Genomic DNA, 17,678 nt, shown 5'->3' on the forward strand with positions numbered 1-17,678 from the left:
GGCGTTTCCTATCCGACCATCCGCTCGCGCCTGGACAAGGTGATCGAGGCCCTGCGCGCCGAGATCGGCAAGACCCAGCGCGTGCGCGGCAACGTGCTCGACGCCGTCGAGCCGAGCAAAACGAGCGCCGCAGCGGCGGCGCGAATGATCAAGCAAATCTGATCTGTGGAGAATGCCATGTCCACCCGCGATTTCTTGACGAATCGACCTTCCGGCCCGGCGCCATCCGCGAAGCCGGACGAACAATCACGCCTCGAGGACGCGATGCGCCGAGCGGATGAGCTGCTCGTCACATCGCTTAAGGTTGACGAGCGCCGGCGAAACCGGCGCCGAATAATCCTGTTTTCACTGGGAGGATTGGCCATGATTGGAATCGTTTGTGCGCTGTTGATGGCGTTCAGTGCCGAGTCGGAAAAGGGCGGGCAACTCTCCGCCGAGGGTTGGAAACTTTGGCAAGCCCAACAATTCAACGAGGCCCTCGGCAAATTCGAAGAAGCGGTCAAGCTCGACCCCAAAAACGTGAATGCTTACAACGGCCTCGGCTGGTCGTAATTCAACACCGGCAAGTATGACGACGCTGAGAAATCGTTCAAGAAGACGCTCGAATTGGCGCCGAAGTTTCCGGCAGCGCTGAATGGGTTGGGACAACTCTATTTCCTCCAGCGGAAGTATGACCAGGCGCGGAAATACTTGCTTCAAGCAGCGCCGCAATCGTCGGCGGCGTGGTATGGATTGGCGAAACTCTATCTCTTGGAAGGCAAGTTTGACGACGGGGCCAAGTGGGCCAGGAAGGTTGTCGCTTCACCCGACGTGGACGACTTGGCCAAGCAAATGCTCCAGGCCGCCAAAGACAAAAAACTGAGCGACGATTTGCGGAGCCAAATCGAGCCGCCCGAGTTGAACGCCGGCTCGAACCAGCTCGCACAAGCCTGGCAATTGATGAACCAAGGTCGCCGCGATGAGGCCAAGGCTATCTTCGACGCGCTCTTGGCCAAAGCACCTGGGGACGCCTCGGCCTTGAACGGCATGGGCTGGTTTCACCTGATCGGCGGCGATGTGGATCAGGCCAAGCCGCTATTCGAAAAGGCGATCGCCGCCGATCCGCAAGCCGCCGGCGCGATCAACGGCCTCGCCCGCGTGCTCAAGGCCCAGGGCGACGACGCCGGGGCAATCAAGCTCTGGCAGCAAATGCTGGAAGAATTCCCCGGCCCCAACGCCGCCACCTCCGGCCTGGCCGATGCCTATCTGGAAAAGGGCGAGTTCAGAAAAGCCGTTCCGCTTCTGGAGCAGTTGCTCAAAGCGACTCCGGACGATCAGGAGATCAAAGACAAGCTCGAGCAGGCGCGCAAGGGGAGCGACAAGTAAACGGATACATCCGCAGATTTCGCAGATGGACTCAGATTTGGAGAATCGTATTTCCATCCGTGAAAATCTGCGAAATCTGCGGATAATCTCCCGATGTGCCGTCCGCACGTTCGTTATTTCCCCATGAGGCGTTGGACGACGCGCCGCCAGCGGCGCTGCCTGTGCCGGTAGAAGACTTGAGCGAAGAGCCAGACCGGCAGCGTGAGCACGCCGGCTTGGATTTCGATCTCGTCCGAGTACCGGGTTCGGCCGTCCTCCGTCTCGCGGACCGAAATCAGGTGGTCCCATCGACGAATCCAACGGTCTCTTTCGCGGCTCTGGATCTCGCGCTGCTGGGAGTCTACCCGTTCGACAAAAATCGAGTGCAATCCGAACGGGAGAAAGCTCAACACGTACGTCCGAGCAGAAATCGTTTGGCCGACTTTCACAATCGCGGGAAACTGGGTCCCACGCGGCGGCACGAACCGCAACAGCGGCCGGATCACTTCCAACAGCAGCCGCGGCGTTTGCACTTCTGCCCACGCCATTTCAGGCGGGCAATCGAAGATCGATTCGACGTGAACTTTCATGGCAATTCTCCTTTCAACGGAAACCCCAATCTAATGGAAACCCCTCCTTTCTAAGCGCCGATTCCGACGGATTGTTACACGGGTTCGCGCAACTGGAATGTGGCTTCGGTTCGATGTATGCTGACCGAGCCCGACCGACATTCAGGAACCGCGACAAACTGGATATTGGAACCACGCGCTGACGGCCAGTCGAGGTGTTCTCCTGCAGTGGTTGATCCGAAGGGACGTGGAACGGAATAGGCAGTGGGAGGCAGTACCATGAAATCCACCAGCGGGCTCGCAATCGCTTTCATATTCCTCCTCAGCTCTGCCGCATGGGCGGATGTGGGCGTCTTCACCGGCACCGGGCAGAGCGTCAAGCAGATTTCCAATGAGTCGGTGCAGCTCGTCTCCATCGACGTCACAATCCTGTTGGAGCGTGGCCGCTTCCTGTTTGACGGAGGGGTGCCGGGCTTGGACGAAGTGGAATATGATTGCCGGTTTGCATTGCGGAACCTGACGGATAAAGCGTGCAGCGTCCAAGTCGGATTTCCGATCGATTCCCAGTTTGCAAAGCTGCCGAACGATCCAAAGCGCGCGGGTAAAGACTGGGTCTCGGAGTACAGTTTCAACGCGAGAGACGTTAAAAACACGTACCACGTCGATTGCCAGTTCAGCGATCCCCAAAAAACCAATTATGCCTACTCGGCAATTTTTACCTGGATGATAAACCTCCAGGCCAAAGAGACCAGGGCGCTAATCGTGCAATATCGGATTCCCATGTCGGTGACGCTCGCGTCCACGAGCAAGCGCGGACTCGGCGAATCGTCGAAAGGGATCCAGGAGCACCGGTGGATGCAGCTTTTGGACAGCAGCACGTTGGAAATCGCCGGATACACCACCGAAACTGGGTCGTCATGGGCAGGCAGCGTCGAGAAAGCCACATTTAAAGTGGTTACCGCGCCCTTCGAGAAATACTTGGAACATCGGGGACTTCTGGAGAGGAAGTTGGACGACCTGCCCGCCGATGAGCGGGAGATCATGAAGATGAACTATCCGGTTCATTACGTCTGGTCGTTTCGCGATGTTCAGCCAACTGGATGGCAACCTGTGGAGGGGGGCGTTAAGTGGGAGTACAAGGATTACAAGCCCAAGGACGCGATTACGATTCGCTATTTTCTAATGCAGTTTCCGCGACAGCATAGCGAAGTCGATCCTTGGGTCGACGCGATTCTCCGAAACATCCCCGACCCGCATCAACAGGCGGGCGAATTGGCGGTTGCCAAACAAATCCTTATGGCGACATATGGCCAGGAGCCAACCGACGAGGCCGCCCGGGCGTTTGCCGAGGACCAGATCTGGTACGCTCGTAGGAAGGATTTTGCAATCTCCAAGCTGAGCAAAGAGCAACAAGCAGTTCTGGCGGCAGTGGATCGCCGCCTGGAAACCATTAACAAACGGAATTGAATACTGGGTGGCGATCGGTCTTTTCAGGCACTTTTCCGATCCAACTATGGATTCTCCGAGGGGGTTGCGGTCATGCATCTACCGACGCAATTTCGTTGCGATATTTTGTTCGGCGTCATCGTTTGCGGCTTGGTCGGGTGCATGGGATCAACAGTGCTAGCCGCCGATGAGCCGCGCGCCGGCTCAAGCGATTCGAAGGCAGGCTCGCAATCGGCGAGCCCAACTCGCGCCTCGAGCGACATATCGACTGTCCAAGCGCCCGCGCCGGCCAACGAGCCTCCGACCGATTGGATCGATCCAGCCACGGGGCATCGCATCCTGCGGCTATCTCGCGAGCCGGGCACGTCGACGCTCTACTTTCATCAAAATGCTTACACGCCTCGCGGCGATAAGCTGTTCGTGACCATGACGCCGCCGCGATCCGGCCGCGTCGCGCAACCCGGCGGCGGCGAGGCTCCGCCGGCGCGGGGCTTCGTGCCCTTTAGCTCGACGATGGCCACCATTGATCTTTCGGCGCTGGGCGTCGCGCCCGCCAAGATCGATAAGGTCGGCGACGGGGTTGTACGCGGCGCGGTGGTCGGCAGGAAGTCGCCCACCGTCTATTACATTCGCAGCGAGTTCGCTGACGAAGGGCGTGTCGACAAAGTCCTGGCCACGAATCTCGACACCCACGAGACCCGCGAGATCGGCAAATTGCCGTTTCGCATGGGATCGGGACTGGCGGTCAATGCAGACGACACACTTCTGGGGGGCAGTTTTGAGGAGTCACGACCACAACCGCCACAAAACGCCCGCGCCGCCCCCGGGCGGCGGCGCGATCTGGGGGCCCGCTTGGCGGCGCGGATTCCCATGCGCTTGTTCACATTCGACATCAAGACCGGCGAGGTGAATACTTTCAATCCCAGCACCGATTGGCTTAACCACGTGCAGTTCTCTCCTACCGATCCGACGCTGATGATGTTTTGCCACGAGGGACCGTGGGAAAAAGTCGATCGGGTTTGGACGATCCGGACCGATGGGACCAGCGCCAAGTTGATGCACCCGCGGACCATGCCCAATGAAATCGCAGGACACGAGTTTTTCGGCTACGATGGCCGCACGATCTGGTACGATCTGCAAACGCCGCGCTCAGACAAGTTCTGGCTGGCCGGTGTGAGCATTGAAACCGGTGAGCGCCTGCGTTATCCCCTCGAGCGCTCGCAATGGTCGGTCCATTACAACCGGTCGCACGATGGCAAGCTGTTCGCCGGCGACGGCGGCGGACCGGCGAGCGTGGCCAATCGCACACCGCTGCCGGAGAATCGGCCGCTCGACCCGCCGGGAAACGGGATGTGGCTCTATCTATTCACGCCGCAGCCCGGCGAGCAGGAGCCGATGAAAGTCGGCGGCGAGACGGTGAAAGTCGGCAAGTTCGCGGTGGAAAAACTCGTCGATTTGTCGAAGCACAACTACTCGTTGGAGCCGAATCTAACATTCTCTCCCGACAACAAGTGGATTATCTTCCGCTCCAACATGCACGGGCCAACGCACGTCTACGCCGTCGAGGTGGCGAAGGCGCCGTAGGTCAGGCCTCTGGCCTGACAATCCGCGACTTCACCTCGGCATTGCGATGCGGCAATATTTCCACATATCCGATTATCGCCGCTATTTCGTCCCTGGGGGAACGTACTTCTTCACGCTCGTCGCCGAGCGGCGTGAGCCGCTGTTCGCCAAGAACTGGACGCGGCGCACCCTGGGAACCGTCATCCGCCGCTGTTTCTCGAAAAACCCAGTCGCGGTCGTCGCCATGGTCTTGCTGCCCGACCATCTACACGCGTTGTGGGCTTTTCCGCCCGGCGACGACCGCTACTCGATGCGTTGGAATTGGATCAAGGGGGAATTCACCAAGGCGTTTCTCGCCAACGGCGGCCGCGAACAGCGGCGCAAGCCGTCGCGCATTCGTGAACGGCGCCGCAGCGTTTGGCAACGTCGCTTTTGGGAACATACGATTCGCGACGAGGAAGACTTGGAAAGCCATTTTGATTACATTCATTACAACCCCGTCAAACACGGATACGCCCAGCGGCCGCGCGATTGGCCGTGGTCCAGCTTTCATCGCTGGGTCGAGCGCGGCCATTACGATGTCGATTGGGGCGCGGGTTACGTTCAACCGAAGATGCCTGGCGACGCGGGAGAGTGAGGCCGTCTCGCACGTCGTCAGGCCAGAGGCCTGACCTACAACTACTGCGAATCAATTCTTGAGGGCCTGTCATGAGCAGCGCGGGTGCAGCGGCCGCGGCAGCCGGAGCGGCGGCGGCCGCTGAGCGGATGCGGCAAGAGGAGGAAGAAATGACCAAGTACGCCGACGCCGATCTGAAAGACGATTGGGAATTCAAGATCGTCCGCTCGAATACAGCCAGCTTCAAGAATCCCGAAACGCTGCGGCGAGTGTGCGAAGAAGAGGCCCAGGCCGGCTGGATCCTATTGGAAAAGTTCGACAATCAACGGTTGAGGTTCAAACGCCCCGCCAGCGCGCGAGCCGGTGATGCGGCGCTCATCGGTTACGATCCTTATCGCTCGAACTACGGAATCTCGGCACTGGCAATCGTCATGATTGTACTGTTCTGCACATTGTTGGGCGTTGCCGCGATCATCGGGATCGTTGCGCTCTTCGTGAAACACTGAAATCCGGTGGAGACTTTCCCCTTCGCCCAGCCGGATTTGTTAAGCGCTCTTTTAACATTTGTTGCATTTGCGTGGCATTCGTTGCAAGACGATGGTATGATCTCACCATTGCGCACACGGAATGACCGACGCCAATGCAGTGTTTCTCATCGAGAGGAGACCGGATCATGAAGTTTTGTCGTCTCATTGCATCCGTTGGCGTCGCAGTCTGTCTCCTTGCAGGTCATTCCGAGGTCAGTCGTTCGGCGCCGCTGCTGTTTCCGCAACTTGACGGCAACGGCAACGAGATTACCTCGCCCGTGACAACGAGTTTTCCCAGTGTTTATTACCCCGCTGGCATCGGCTTCAAGCCTGCGAAAACCGGCGACCCGATTTCGCCATACATCCCGGGCACCACCGCGGACCCGACCGCGCTCACCGTGACCGACGGCGGCAACATCCCCGTCCTTGACGTGATCGTCGCCAATGCCAGCACCCTTAGCATCAACGGCACGGGTCAGGTCGGCGGAAACGTCGAGGTCCACGATACCAGCACCGTAAACATGAGCGGGAACAGCATGCTGGGTTTCCATCCGGGGATTGCCGCACTGTTTGGCTTCGACCAAAGCAAGTTGAATATCAGCGGCGGCACTATCGCCGGCGGACTGGAGGCCGATGACCAAAGCGTTGCCACTCTCAGCGGTGGACAGGTTAACCTCGTAAACGGCTTTGGCGGAACGGTCAACGTAACTGGCGGCACCGTCGTCAACGGTGCTCAAGCGAACGCCGGTGGCACGGTTAACATCTCCACTCCTGAAGATTTTGGCGCCGGACTCGCCGCTTTCCAGGGTTCTCACATCACCATGAGCGCGGGCGGTCGTATCACCTTGCTTCAGGCCAGCGACAACTCCGACATCACGCTCAGTGGCGTTACCCTGCTTGGCAATGTTAACGCCGATAACAGCATTGTGAATTACGATGGCGGGACGATTGTCGGCAATATCTTCTCCCAGAACGGCGCGGTCGTTTTCACCAGCGGCAATACGATGGTCACCGGCACCGTGACTGCCAACGGCGGTTCCGTGCACGTGAGAAGTGGCACTCTCACTTCCTTCCAGTCATCAGGTACGGGCGGTATTACGATGGACGACGGCGTCGTGGGTTCCACGGTTGTGGCCACCGACACGGGAGTGATCCAAGTGCATGGAGGCACGATCAATGGGACCGTGTCTGCTCAGGGGACCAGCGTCATCACTCTCGACGGTCCAACTGTGGCCGTGAATTCCGACGTTAACTCCTATGACACCAGCAAAGTCAATCTCTTCGGTACTCAAGTTACCGGCACCGTAAGCGCGACCGACACCAGTCTCATCAGCCTGTACGCCGCCAGCGTCACCGGTGATCTCGGGACGTTCAAATCTGGCTTGGCGGTCATAAACGGCGGCACCACCATCAGTGGTAATGTCGTTGCCTCTAACTCCAGCCACGTTCAGTTGGTTGGCGGAAACGTCGGCTCGGTGACCACGTACAATTCCGCGAGTGCACAGTTGGACGGCAGCCAAGTTAAGGGGGACGTTTCCGCCCTGAATTCAAGTTCCATCATGCTTGATAACATGTTCGTCACGGGCAATATTACGGCACAGCAACAAAGCATTATCACGATCAGCGAGAGCATTACCTACGGCGGACAAATCGAAGCGTTCGGCACCAGCCGCATTGTCCTGCTTGGTCATTTGCTACCGAACAACCAGCCACATGCGCTGAGTTTCGACGGCATCGAGGGTAGCGGACCAAGCTTTCTCACACCCGATGGCGAACCCGCATTCGCCTCGATCTTCCTCCATGACAGCAGCTCGCTCGAGTTCGATGGTCACAGCTTGTCCGCCGCCCTCATCGATCCCATGAACGGCGGCGGCGCGTACAGCGAGTATGCAATCTCGGGTCTCTTTGCCGACGGCACCCCAATCCCGTCGGGTCTGGATCTGTTTGTCGCCAACGGTTCGGCCGCCTCCTTCCAACTCGTCGAAGCCGTCCCGGAACCGGCCTCCGCTTCATTGATGGCCGTCGCCGCGCTGGCTCTGCTTGCCCGCCGAAGACACACTGAGAGCCTATCCGAGAACCGCCTGGGCAAAGGGGACAGTCCCCGTTTTGCTCCGCGGACTGCGCAAAAGGGGGACAGTCCCCGGCGGTTCTCGGATAGGCTCTAAGCCGCGTTAGTGGGGTGCGATAAAGAAAGTGGCCGGCGTTGCACGAGGCAATGCCAACTCCAGGCTATAGTCGCCGTCATGCTCGGAGTGCGCCTCCACATGGTCGAGCGCCGGGCCGCCGAGTTTGTTGACTTTGCCGCCGTTGAAGAATCCGCCGCGATGGGATTGAACATTGATCGAACGGATCCGCCAATCGGCGTGCTCACTCTGCAATACCGCGGCGAACGAGGGCCAAAGTGCGCTCAATGGATTGTCGGCCGCGGAATGGTTGGCGATGCGAGCGTGTAGATTACCGCAGATCGCCAGGACCTTGGCGCGGGGCGCGAGTTGTTGCCGCTGTTTCGCAAGACTGGCCGCCATCGAAGCATCCCTTCGCAGGCTCATCGCAATGACTTCGGGCTGCAATGCGAAATCAGGAGATTCCTGCGAGTCCTTAGGAGCCTTGTACTTCTTCAACAACTCCTCACCCTCCCGCTGCTCGGCGGCTTCGGTCTCGTCGAAACAGATTACCTGCCATCGCAATGGCGGCAACAGAGCCGCACGTACGAGCGCGAGCAGTTGGAGATTGCCTCGCCCGTCTCCATTCGGTTTGGCAAAGAAGCTCGGCAGGATGGGAGTTTTTCCGGTGGCCCAATCAATCAACGGCCCCCGCTGGTCTGAAGGGACTTCGAGGGCGAGGGCGCTGTATCCCAGCTTCGACAGCGGCGCGAGCAGCGCTGCACCTACCGCCGGCACCTCTTGCGTTCCGTGTGTTTCACCGAGGATCAGCACGTCGCTCCGGGCGGCGAGATCCGTGATCGAGCGCTCCGCGCTCGCCGGCAGCGAATACGGCTCGAGCGCCGGCAAAGATAAGAGGATTGGACCGCCGCCATACATTTCCTTCATCGTTTTGGCATAATCCGCCAACGGTTCCAGGCCAACCTCAGCCCGGCGTTTGTCCACGTTGGTTTCATCCTCGAGCGAGCTCGGTTGAAATTTGCCGTCGTCGTTTGTGAACTGAGTGCCGTATCTCTGTTTCTTGCCTTCGGCGAGCAGGACCCGGTCGGTCAGGTAGGCGAGATTGGATTGCGACACTTCGCCCTTGGGGAGCTTGGCCATCAGATCGAGGCACTTCCGCTGGAACTTCCTGTTATGATCCGCGTGCTGCACGAGCAGCCAGGCCGCGTTCGCTCCGTCTTTCCCCACCATCGCGATCGTCGGCCAGCCGCGTTCGTCAATGACCTGCATCAGCCATTTTGTATTCTCGCCGTCGACTTTCTCGCACTCGGCAGTGATCTTTTCGAATATGGTCCTTTCCTCCGCGCTGAGTTTATCCTTGGACAACGCTTCGACGTTCGCCCCATGCTCGCTCGCCCAATTGATCTCACGATTGCGAACTTCCTGGTCCGTCTTGAATCGCTCCAGCAGCTCGCGTCGCAACTCCGGCTCCGTGACATTGTCAGGCTGGGAACGATCCTCCGCTTGGGCCGCCGGCGCGCCCAAGCACAGCAAGAGTATTGCCGTCAGCTTCTTCATAAAGTCGCTTTCCGTAACGAGTCTCGCGACACCCTTTCACTCCGGCCGCGAGAGACAATCACTTGATCTTCATGTTGTCGATTTGCTCTCCACTATCGCGCGTGATTAGTGCGAGATACGTGGCGGGATCGCAGGCGTCGGTGATGCCGAGCGAATGGCCGTCCACGAACTGGTGATAGACGATTCCGCCGGCATGATCGCTCGACGGTCCCCACCAGACGTCGTTTTGCGGTTTGTTGCTCGACTTGTCCTTTTTCAGATACGGGACGGAGTTCGTGTCCTTCGGGTCGAATCCCTTATTGAGCGCCAGGGCGGCGTTCGTCCATGGAGGCTTGTCGTCCGCCCCCGGCGCCGGTTGGTTGGGATCGTTGCCGACGAGCCAGTTCAACGTGCCGTCGTACCAGGAAGCATAGCCGCATTCCTTCGATTCGGCGAGAAGAATCGTATTGGAAGTGCCATCGCCGAAGTCGCGCATTCTCAATCCTTGCCCGCTGGCGAGAGCCATCCCACCGTTCTCTATCGGCATTCCCTTAACCATGTGGGTTCCGACCATAGGCTTGTAGCAGGTCGCACCGACCCGCCCTTTAAACGATTCATCGCCATTCCCAGCCGTGGCCGCGTCGACCGCCGCATACTCGGGCGCTCCTTGGTCGGCGGGTTCGTCCGGATTGGCCGCGCGCCCAGCGTCGATCGTCAGTTTGTTGCGCGTATACGCATTGCCGGCCCAATCGGGACAGATTGCGGTCAACAACGGCACGCAGGAAACGTGTTGCGTGGCGCAGGTGCGCGTCACGAGGCTAGGATCGAACGGGCCGTTCTGAACCGTAAACCGGTTGGACTTATCAGAGAGATTTCGATAGAAAGTCGCCTCGTCAATATAAGGAAGGATCTGAACGAGCCAGCTATAGCTGGCCGTCGATTTGTCGCCGCTCGCGTTCGCCGGACGGCAATCCTCTGGCGATGCGACGACCGCCGACGCGTTAAACAGGACTGTTGGGAATCGCCTTTTCACAGTTTGAAAATTCAAAACGGCCAATCCGAGCCGTCGCAGATTGTTTTCGCACGCGGTACGATTCGACTGAGCACCAGACGCCGCCAGAGCCGGCAACAACAGCGCGACGATCATCCCGACGATGATTATCACGGCCGCAAGCTCGACAAGCGTGAACCCATGTTTTCTACAGTGTGCAGACATGATCCGCCTCCTGATGAACGGGGCCACGGTCAAGAGTGGAGCGAGTCAAGGATACTATAACGGTTTCCGTAGGGATTCGACCATAAGTCATGTCGGCGCCGTCAAGCTGGAACCTTCTCGGCACCCTCCACCACGCTCCGAATTTCAACTCTCAGAGCCTCCAGGATCCGATTCGCGCGCTCTACTGTGACCCCGTGGTACTCGTTTCGCTCATCCCGCGAAACCTGTGATTCGTGGACGCCGAGGCGTTCGGCAAGTTCTCGCTGGGAAACGCCTTTGGCGATGCGTAGCGCGATGAGCAGCCGGCCGGCTCCCTCGAAGTTGTGAAGCTCCTCGAACTCGCCTCGCATGAGCCGCTCGTAGCTCTCGATTTCCTCTTTGAGTTGCTCGTGGAATGACCGCATTGGGTCCAACGCTCGTTTGATGTCTTCCTTCGACAGGCCCTTTTCCTGAAGCTTTGCCCGCTCTTCTTTAATTCGGGCAGTCTCTTCGGCAACACGCTCGACTGCCTCCCTATATTCTGTTTCATTACGAATCATCGCTCTCCTCCGATCTTCAAGATGCCACGAGGTTTGCCGTCCCGCCGCGATCGACGAAAGGCCGAGGGGAATTCAAGCTCGTGGCCATATTGGTCTCGAATGCCGCAAAGTTGCCCGTAGTGAGGATACAACTCCACGCGGTAGACGTGCCACATCGGCAATTGCTTCTTCGGATAACTCCGAAACGCGCGCCGACTCGCCGGATCCCAGGTCCAAACCTTGTGCGGATCGAGGAGGTTGAGGCCGCGTTCCAACTCCCCACTGGCGAGATGCGAAAGTTCGCACTTAAAGTATCCGTCAATGTCGTTAGGCCGGTCCTTGTCCTCCGCAAATGACCCATCGATGAAGATTTCCGAAATGCCGACCTGCCAAAGCTGTCGCACCAATATGCTAAGGTTCTCAACTAACCGTCCTCGCCACGCCGAATCCCAATTGGGGTATTTCTCTCGGTCTCCGGGACCGACCACGAGTCGAGAACTCGCAAGCTCTTCAAGCGTCAGCTCGTAGTCGCCGGGAGGCAGCAACCCATCGTCCGTGAAACCTGGAATTCCTCCAGCATCCGTCATGACTCAAATCTATGATAGCTTAACATAATTGTCAAGGTGATTTGTCTGGCTGCGATTTTGTCCAGCAGCTACGTCGATTTGATGCGTCCCGCCATCGCGCTTCCGTGTGAGCAATCCTTACAAATACGGCGAGAGCAGTCGGGCGACACCGTCGCGCAGGCGGATCGGCAGGCTGCGGCCGTCGACGTCGGCGAGCGTGATTTGCCGCGCCGCGGCCAGCTTGCGCTCGACGATCCGGCCGAGCGCGGCGGCGAGGCCGCGGTCGTAGCATTCCACGTTGAACTCGAAATTCAGCCGCAGGCTGCGCGGGTCCCAATTGCCCGAGCCGACGAGACTCCACAGCCCATCGACGAGCATCAGCTTGGTGTGGTCGAATGGCGGCGGCGAAAGCCAGACGCGGCAACCCCGTTCGAGCACCTGCCAAAGCGTGCCGGCGCAGGCCCATTGCACGGTGATCAAGTTGTTCTTTTCCGGCAGAATGATATCGACTTCGACGCCGCGCATGGCCGCCACGTTGAGCGCGGAGATGAGCGCGTCGTCGGGCAAGAAATAAGGCGTGACGATCGCCACGCGCGAATGGGCGCAGGACAACGCGCCGGTGAGCGCAAGCTGGATTTCGCCCAAGTCCTCGTCAGGTCCGCAGCGGATGCCGCGGGCGAGCATCTCGCCGGCCGGCTCGAGCGGTGGATACCACAATTCGCCTTCGAGAATCTCTTTCGTCGCGAAGGCCCAATCTTCGGTGAACACCTCTTGGAGTTGCAGCACGATCGGGCCGGTGAGGCGAAAGTGTAGGTCTTGAATCTGGTGCTTCGATCCGAGCTTGAGAAACTCCCCTTCGCGGATGTTCATCCCGCCGGTGAAGGCGCTCCGGCCATCGACGACCAGAATCTTGCGATGGTTGCGCAAGTTGGAATAGGAAAAATAGCCCGGCACGAAAGTGCGGAGAAACCGTTCGACGCGGACACCAGCCTTCGCGAGCGCACCGATAATCGAGGGAAAGGTGTAGCGCGAGCCGACGTCGTCGATCAGAACCCGCACGGCGACGCCGCGCTCGACGGCCCGGCGTAGGGCTTCGACAAACATCTTGCCGACTCGGTCGTTATCGAAGATATAGGTCATCAGCGCGATCGAGCGGCTCGCGCCGTCGATGGCCGCCAGCATGGCGGGAAACGCAACGTCGCCGCCGTCGAGCGGCTCGATCTGGTTGCCGCGGAGCAGCGGCCGCTCGGTTAGCCGGCCGACCAGCTCGACGAGCGTCGCCATGTGGCGGTCCTGGTGGCCGAGCATCTTTTCGAGCAATTCGGGGGAGCCGATATGGGCCGAAGCCGGCGGCTCGGAGCGCAATTGTCCGCTCCGCAGGAGCACCGCTCGGCGCTGGATCCGGTTCACGCCGAACATGACGTACAGGGCCACGCCAATGACCGGAGAAAACCAGATCAGGCCAACCCAACCGATCGTCGCCCGCGTGTCGCGCTTGTGCAGCACGGCATGGGCGGTCGCCAGCGCCGAAGCGACGATGTGCGCGACGGCGAATAGCCGCGGCCAAAAGTCGACGAACACCTGATAGACGTCGTGTATGAACTGGTCCATCCGCCGAAGCTCCGATCGAGTCCGCGTCTGCCGCGTGCAATCCCTAACACTAATCCGCGGCGCTCGGATAGTGCAACCTGCGGGCGGGCAAAACCGCAAGCGGATTCGTCGCGAATTGCGCCGCGGCCACCGGCGGGACACACGGGTGACGCCGCGATTGACGGGTTTTCGCCGAGAGTTGTATAATCCGTCCATCATTTCCGCGCTCCCCAACTACTCGCGAGGATCATCATGGCCACCATCGCCGCACCGACCGGAGTTCACGACGACGTCACCCAGTGCATCGGCCATACCCCGCTCGTGAAGCTGCGCCGAGTGACGCAAGGGTGCGCGGCCACCGTGGTAGCGAAGCTCGAAAGCCTCAATCCACTGTGGAGTGTCAAGGACCGGATCGCCGGGGCGATGATCGACGCCGCCGAGCGCGACGGCAAGATCAAGAGTGACACGGTCATCATCGAACCGACGAGCGGCAACACGGGGATCGGGCTAGCCTTCGTCTGCGCGGCGCGCGGTTATAAGCTGGTCGTCTCGATGCCGGAGAGCATGAGTCTGGAACGCCGGCGGATGCTCAAGGCCCTCGGTGCCGAGTTGATTCTCACTCCCGCCGCCGACGGCATGCCGGGCGCGATTCGCAAGGCCGACGAACTCGTGGCGGCCAACAAGAACTACTTCATGCCGCAGCAATTCAAGAACCCCGCGAATCCCGAAATCCATCGCAAAACGACGGCCGAGGAAATCTGGCGCGACACCGACGGTCAGGTCGATATCGTCGTCAGCGGCGTCGGTACCGGCGGGACGATCACGGGAGTCGGCGAGGTGCTCAAATCGCGCAAGCCGTCGGTCAAGATGATCGCGGTCGAGCCGGTCAACAGCCCGGTGATCACGCAGCGCCGCAAAGGGGAGCCGCTCAAGCCGGGTCGCCACACGATCCAAGGGCTCGGCGCCGGATTCATCCCCGATATCTTGAACGTCGATATCATCGACGACGTGGTGCTCGTGCAGGATGAGGACGCCGCGGAGACGACCCGGCGGATGGCGAAGCTCGAAGGCCTGATGTGCGGCATTAGCAGCGGCGCCGCGGCCTGGGCGGCGATCGAGGTGGCCAAACGCCACGAAAACCGCGGCAAACTCATCGTCGCCGTATTGCCCGACCTTGGCGAACGCTATTTGTCGACGAAGTTGTTTCCGGAGTAAAAAGCCGTCTTCGGGCTTTCGGAATTCAATCTGGCCCTATCGTTCCCCGATCTTACGATCGGGACTATTGCCATTCGGCCCGCTGGGCCAGCCGAGACGACGCGACGCGAATCGACATTAATGCTTGTAGATTTTATGGCGCGGGCGGTCGGAGAGGATTTGTTCCTTGCCCCAGTTGGTCACGTCGCGGAAGGCCTGGCTGCGGATAAAATCCTGAAAGGCCTGCTCGTCCGACCATTCGCTGATAATCAGATACGAGCCATCGTCCGCGACGTCGCGGTAGAGGCGGGAATCGGTGTGCCCCGCCGCGCCGCGCAGCGCTCCCAGCACGGCGCTGAATTTCTCTTCGAATTCGCGCTGTTTGCCCTGGATGACGTGATAATCCATGCCGACGGTGATCATCGTTCGCGGCTCCTGATTTGCGAGGGGGTTGGAGCCATTGAGAATACTCCTGGGCAGGGAGTCGCGAAAGGGGTCGCCTTTCCAGCCAAGTTGCTTGCTCCGCGGGGTTGGGCTAATGATAATGCGAGGCAACCTGTTCAACATCTGGAAACGTGAGACTTATGGCATTGACGATGAGCATCATAGAAGACCAATGGCGGTTCCCCTCACCCCGGCCCGCTCCCAGAGGGAGAGGGAGAAAGAATTGCCTTCGGCTATTTGAGTCGATTCTGCGCGCGATCGCGATTGCGGCGGTCTTGCTGATTCAAGTTATCTGCTCGACCGCCGTCATTGCGCAGGCGAATCCGCCGTCGAAGCCGACGGCGGAGGCCGTCTATCTTCGCGAGAATTACACGAAATACGAGTACAAGATTCCGATGCGCGACGGAGTGAAGCTGTTCACGTCGGTCTATGCGCCCAAAGACGACTCGCAGCCGTACCCGATTCTGTTGACGCGCACCCCGTACAGCGTCAAGCCCTACGGCGTCGACGTCTATCCCAACGATCCCGGCGGGCCGCTCGCGCATTACGCCAAGGAGCGATTCATCTTCGTCCTCGAAGACGTGCGCGGGCGGTATGGCTCCGAGGGGACGTTCGTCCAAATGCGGCCGCAGCTTTCCGTCAAATCCGGACCGCACGACATCGACGAGAGCACCGACGCCTACGACACGGTCGACTGGCTCGTGCGCAACATCCCCAACAACAACGGCCGGGTGGGCATGATGGGGATTTCTTATCCCGGATTCTACACGGCGGCGGGGATGATCGATTCCCATCCGGCTCTCAAGTGCGCCTCGCCGCAGGCGCCGATCACCGATTGGTTCGTCGGCGACGATTTCCATCACAACGGCGCGTTTTACTTGCCGCACGCGTTTCGCTGGCTCTCCCGATTCGGGCAGAAACTCGAGGAGCCGACGCGCGAGGAACCCAAGCCATTCGACTACAAGACGCCCGACGGCTATGAGTTTTATCTCAATCTCGGCCCGCTCGGCAACATCGATAAGTCGCTGTTCAAGGGGAAAATTGAATTCTGGGACGAGCTGATGAGCCACGCCAATTACGATGAATTCTGGCAGTCCCGCGATCTTCGCCCGCATTTGAAGAACGTCAAATCGGCCGTGATGACGGTCGGGGGTTGGTACGACGCGGAGGACCTGTTCGGCCCATTGTCCGTTTTTCACGAGGTCGAGCGGAACAATCCGGAAACGACGAACCTGCTCGTGGTCGGGCCGTGGGCGCACGGCGGTTGGTCGTCGAGCGACGGCGATCACCTGGGCAACGTCCGGTTTTTCGCCAAGACGTCCGAGTTTTTTCGCAACGAGATCGAGCTGCCGTTCTTGAAGCACTTTCTGAAGGATGACAAGAAATACGATCTGCCGAAAGCCTATGTCTTCGAGACCGGCACGGCGCAATGGCGGCGGTTTGACGCCTGGCCGCCGAAGAATACGCGCGAGAAGACGCTCTATTTCCGCGCAGGCGGACGGCTGTCGTTCGACCCGCCGGACGAGAAGGAAGGCGAATTCGACGAATACGTGAGCGATCCCAATCATCCCGTCCCCTACATTCCCAATATCGCGATCAGCATGACGCGCGAGCACATGCTCGACGACCAGCGCTTCGCCTCCTCGCGCCCCGACGTGGCGGTCTATCAGACCGACGTGCTGGAAGACGACGTGACGATCGCCGGACCGATCACGGCGCGGCTCAACGTCTCGACCACGGGGACCGATTCGGATTGGGTCGTCAAGCTGGTCGACGTTTACTCCGGCGATTACCCAAACCCGGAGCCAAACCCCGCGGGCGTTCAAATGGGCGGCTATCAACAGCTCGTTCGCGGAGAAGTCATGCGGGGAAAGTTCCGCAATAGCTTCGAGAAGCCCGAGCCATTCGAGCCGGGCAAGAAAGCGAAAGTAGAATGGGTCATGCCCGACGCCTATCACACCTTCCGCCGCGGGCATCGGATCATGGTGCAAGTGCAAAGCACGTGGTTCCCGCTGGTCGATCGCAATCCGCAGAAGTTCTGCGATATTTACCGCGCCCAAGCGGACGATTTTCAAAAGGCGACCGAGCGGATCTATCACTCGCCGCGAGCAACCTCGGCGATTCAAGTGCTGCAGTTCGCGCCGCCGAAATAAGAGCCTGTGATCCAGGCTGCTAGCGGCGGCGGGGCAAGAGTCGGTCAGGCGTCTTCGCCTGACCAAAGCGAATCGTGCTGCTGTCAGGCGAGAACGCCTGACCTACGGCCTGCGATTCACGTATTGACGCTACTTCAATGGCGATCTAGACTTTCGCTCCCCTTAGAGCGTCTAACAAATCCGGCGGGGACTGTCCCCCTTTTGCGAACAGCAAAACGGGGACTGTCCCCTTCTTCCAGCCGGATTTGTTAGGCGCTCGTGATCGCCCACATT

Annotated in this window: 16 protein-coding genes and 1 pseudogene; 10 read left to right on the plus strand and 7 right to left on the minus strand. The window is 59.5% G+C overall.

Annotated features, from left to right (window positions below; all coding sequences use genetic code 11):
• The first annotated feature begins 177 nt into the window (after positions 1-177).
• The 3 genes and pseudogenes from VGY55_10985 to VGY55_10995 all read left to right on the plus strand — a co-directional run bounded on the left by VGY55_10985 (position 178) and on the right by VGY55_10995 (position 1,365).
• Positions 178-552: a tetratricopeptide repeat protein gene (locus VGY55_10985; protein ID HEV2970506.1), complete on the plus strand. Its 375-nt coding sequence runs from the start codon at positions 178-180 to the stop codon at positions 550-552.
• Between the two features lie 18 nt (positions 553-570).
• Positions 571-795 (plus strand): annotated as a pseudogene (locus VGY55_10990) (tetratricopeptide repeat protein).
• A gap of 36 nt (positions 796-831) precedes the next feature.
• Positions 832-1,365: a tetratricopeptide repeat protein gene (locus tag VGY55_10995; GenBank protein HEV2970507.1), complete on the plus strand. Its 534-nt coding sequence runs from the start codon at positions 832-834 to the stop codon at positions 1,363-1,365.
• Positions 1,366-1,478: 113 nt separating this feature from the next.
• Here the strand turns inward: VGY55_10995 and VGY55_11000 are convergent, their stop codons facing one another.
• A complete protein-coding gene (locus tag VGY55_11000; GenBank protein ID HEV2970508.1) occupies positions 1,479-1,934 on the minus strand; it encodes a hypothetical protein in 456 nt (151 codons plus the stop codon).
• A 258-nt stretch (positions 1,935-2,192) separates the two neighbouring features.
• On the opposite strand from VGY55_11000, the gene VGY55_11005 reads away from it, so the two are divergent.
• The 5 genes from VGY55_11005 to VGY55_11025 all read left to right on the plus strand — a co-directional run bounded on the left by VGY55_11005 (position 2,193) and on the right by VGY55_11025 (position 8,230).
• The gene (locus tag VGY55_11005) at positions 2,193-3,380 is read left to right on the plus strand and encodes a hypothetical protein (protein HEV2970509.1); all 1,188 of its coding nucleotides are present in this window, start codon (positions 2,193-2,195) and stop codon (positions 3,378-3,380) included.
• Positions 3,381-3,452: 72 nt separating this feature from the next.
• A complete protein-coding gene (locus VGY55_11010; GenBank protein ID HEV2970510.1) occupies positions 3,453-4,943 on the plus strand; it encodes an oligogalacturonate lyase family protein in 1,491 nt (496 codons plus the stop codon).
• Positions 4,944-4,989: 46 nt separating this feature from the next.
• Complete coding sequence (locus tag VGY55_11015) at positions 4,990-5,559, plus strand: transposase (protein HEV2970511.1); 570 nt, start codon at positions 4,990-4,992, stop codon at positions 5,557-5,559.
• 71 nt (positions 5,560-5,630) lie between these two features.
• Positions 5,631-6,044 carry a hypothetical protein gene (locus VGY55_11020; GenBank protein HEV2970512.1) on the plus strand — a complete coding sequence of 138 codons (414 nt, stop codon included), beginning with the start codon at positions 5,631-5,633 and terminating at the stop codon, positions 6,042-6,044.
• A gap of 167 nt (positions 6,045-6,211) precedes the next feature.
• Positions 6,212-8,230 (plus strand): hypothetical protein, encoded by a 2,019-nt coding sequence (locus VGY55_11025; protein ID HEV2970513.1) that lies wholly within the window; start codon positions 6,212-6,214, stop codon positions 8,228-8,230.
• Between the two features lie 6 nt (positions 8,231-8,236).
• Here VGY55_11025 and VGY55_11030 read toward each other — a convergent pair whose 3' ends face one another.
• From VGY55_11030 to cls, 5 genes are all read right to left on the minus strand, one after another.
• The gene (locus VGY55_11030; GenBank protein HEV2970514.1) at positions 8,237-9,745 is read right to left on the minus strand and encodes a DUF6624 domain-containing protein; all 1,509 of its coding nucleotides are present in this window, start codon (positions 9,743-9,745) and stop codon (positions 8,237-8,239) included.
• 58 nt (positions 9,746-9,803) lie between these two features.
• On the minus strand, positions 9,804-10,940 hold the full coding sequence (locus VGY55_11035) for a DUF1559 domain-containing protein (protein ID HEV2970515.1): 1,137 nt from the start codon (positions 10,938-10,940) through the stop codon (positions 9,804-9,806).
• A gap of 101 nt (positions 10,941-11,041) precedes the next feature.
• Positions 11,042-11,479 carry a helix-turn-helix transcriptional regulator gene (locus tag VGY55_11040; protein ID HEV2970516.1) on the minus strand — a complete coding sequence of 146 codons (438 nt, stop codon included), beginning with the start codon at positions 11,477-11,479 and terminating at the stop codon, positions 11,042-11,044.
• On the minus strand, positions 11,476-12,045 hold the full coding sequence (locus tag VGY55_11045) for a hypothetical protein (protein HEV2970517.1): 570 nt from the start codon (positions 12,043-12,045) through the stop codon (positions 11,476-11,478). The genes VGY55_11040 and VGY55_11045 overlap by 4 nt, the downstream gene beginning before the upstream one ends.
• Positions 12,046-12,162: 117 nt before the next feature.
• Complete coding sequence (gene cls, locus VGY55_11050; GenBank protein ID HEV2970518.1) at positions 12,163-13,635, minus strand: cardiolipin synthase; 1,473 nt, start codon at positions 13,633-13,635, stop codon at positions 12,163-12,165.
• Between the two features lie 231 nt (positions 13,636-13,866).
• Between cls and cysK the strand changes: the two genes are divergently transcribed.
• Positions 13,867-14,829 (plus strand): cysteine synthase A, encoded by a 963-nt coding sequence (gene cysK / locus VGY55_11055; protein ID HEV2970519.1) that lies wholly within the window; start codon positions 13,867-13,869, stop codon positions 14,827-14,829.
• A gap of 117 nt (positions 14,830-14,946) precedes the next feature.
• Here cysK and VGY55_11060 read toward each other — a convergent pair whose 3' ends face one another.
• On the minus strand, positions 14,947-15,231 hold the full coding sequence (locus VGY55_11060; protein ID HEV2970520.1) for an antibiotic biosynthesis monooxygenase: 285 nt from the start codon (positions 15,229-15,231) through the stop codon (positions 14,947-14,949).
• A gap of 173 nt (positions 15,232-15,404) precedes the next feature.
• On the opposite strand from VGY55_11060, the gene VGY55_11065 reads away from it, so the two are divergent.
• On the plus strand, positions 15,405-17,405 hold the full coding sequence (locus VGY55_11065; protein ID HEV2970521.1) for a CocE/NonD family hydrolase: 2,001 nt from the start codon (positions 15,405-15,407) through the stop codon (positions 17,403-17,405).
• The last annotated feature ends 273 nt before the right edge of the window (positions 17,406-17,678 follow it).

This window comes from Pirellulales bacterium (assembly GCA_035939775.1).
GTDB lineage: Bacteria > Planctomycetota > Planctomycetia > Pirellulales > DATAWG01 > DASZFO01.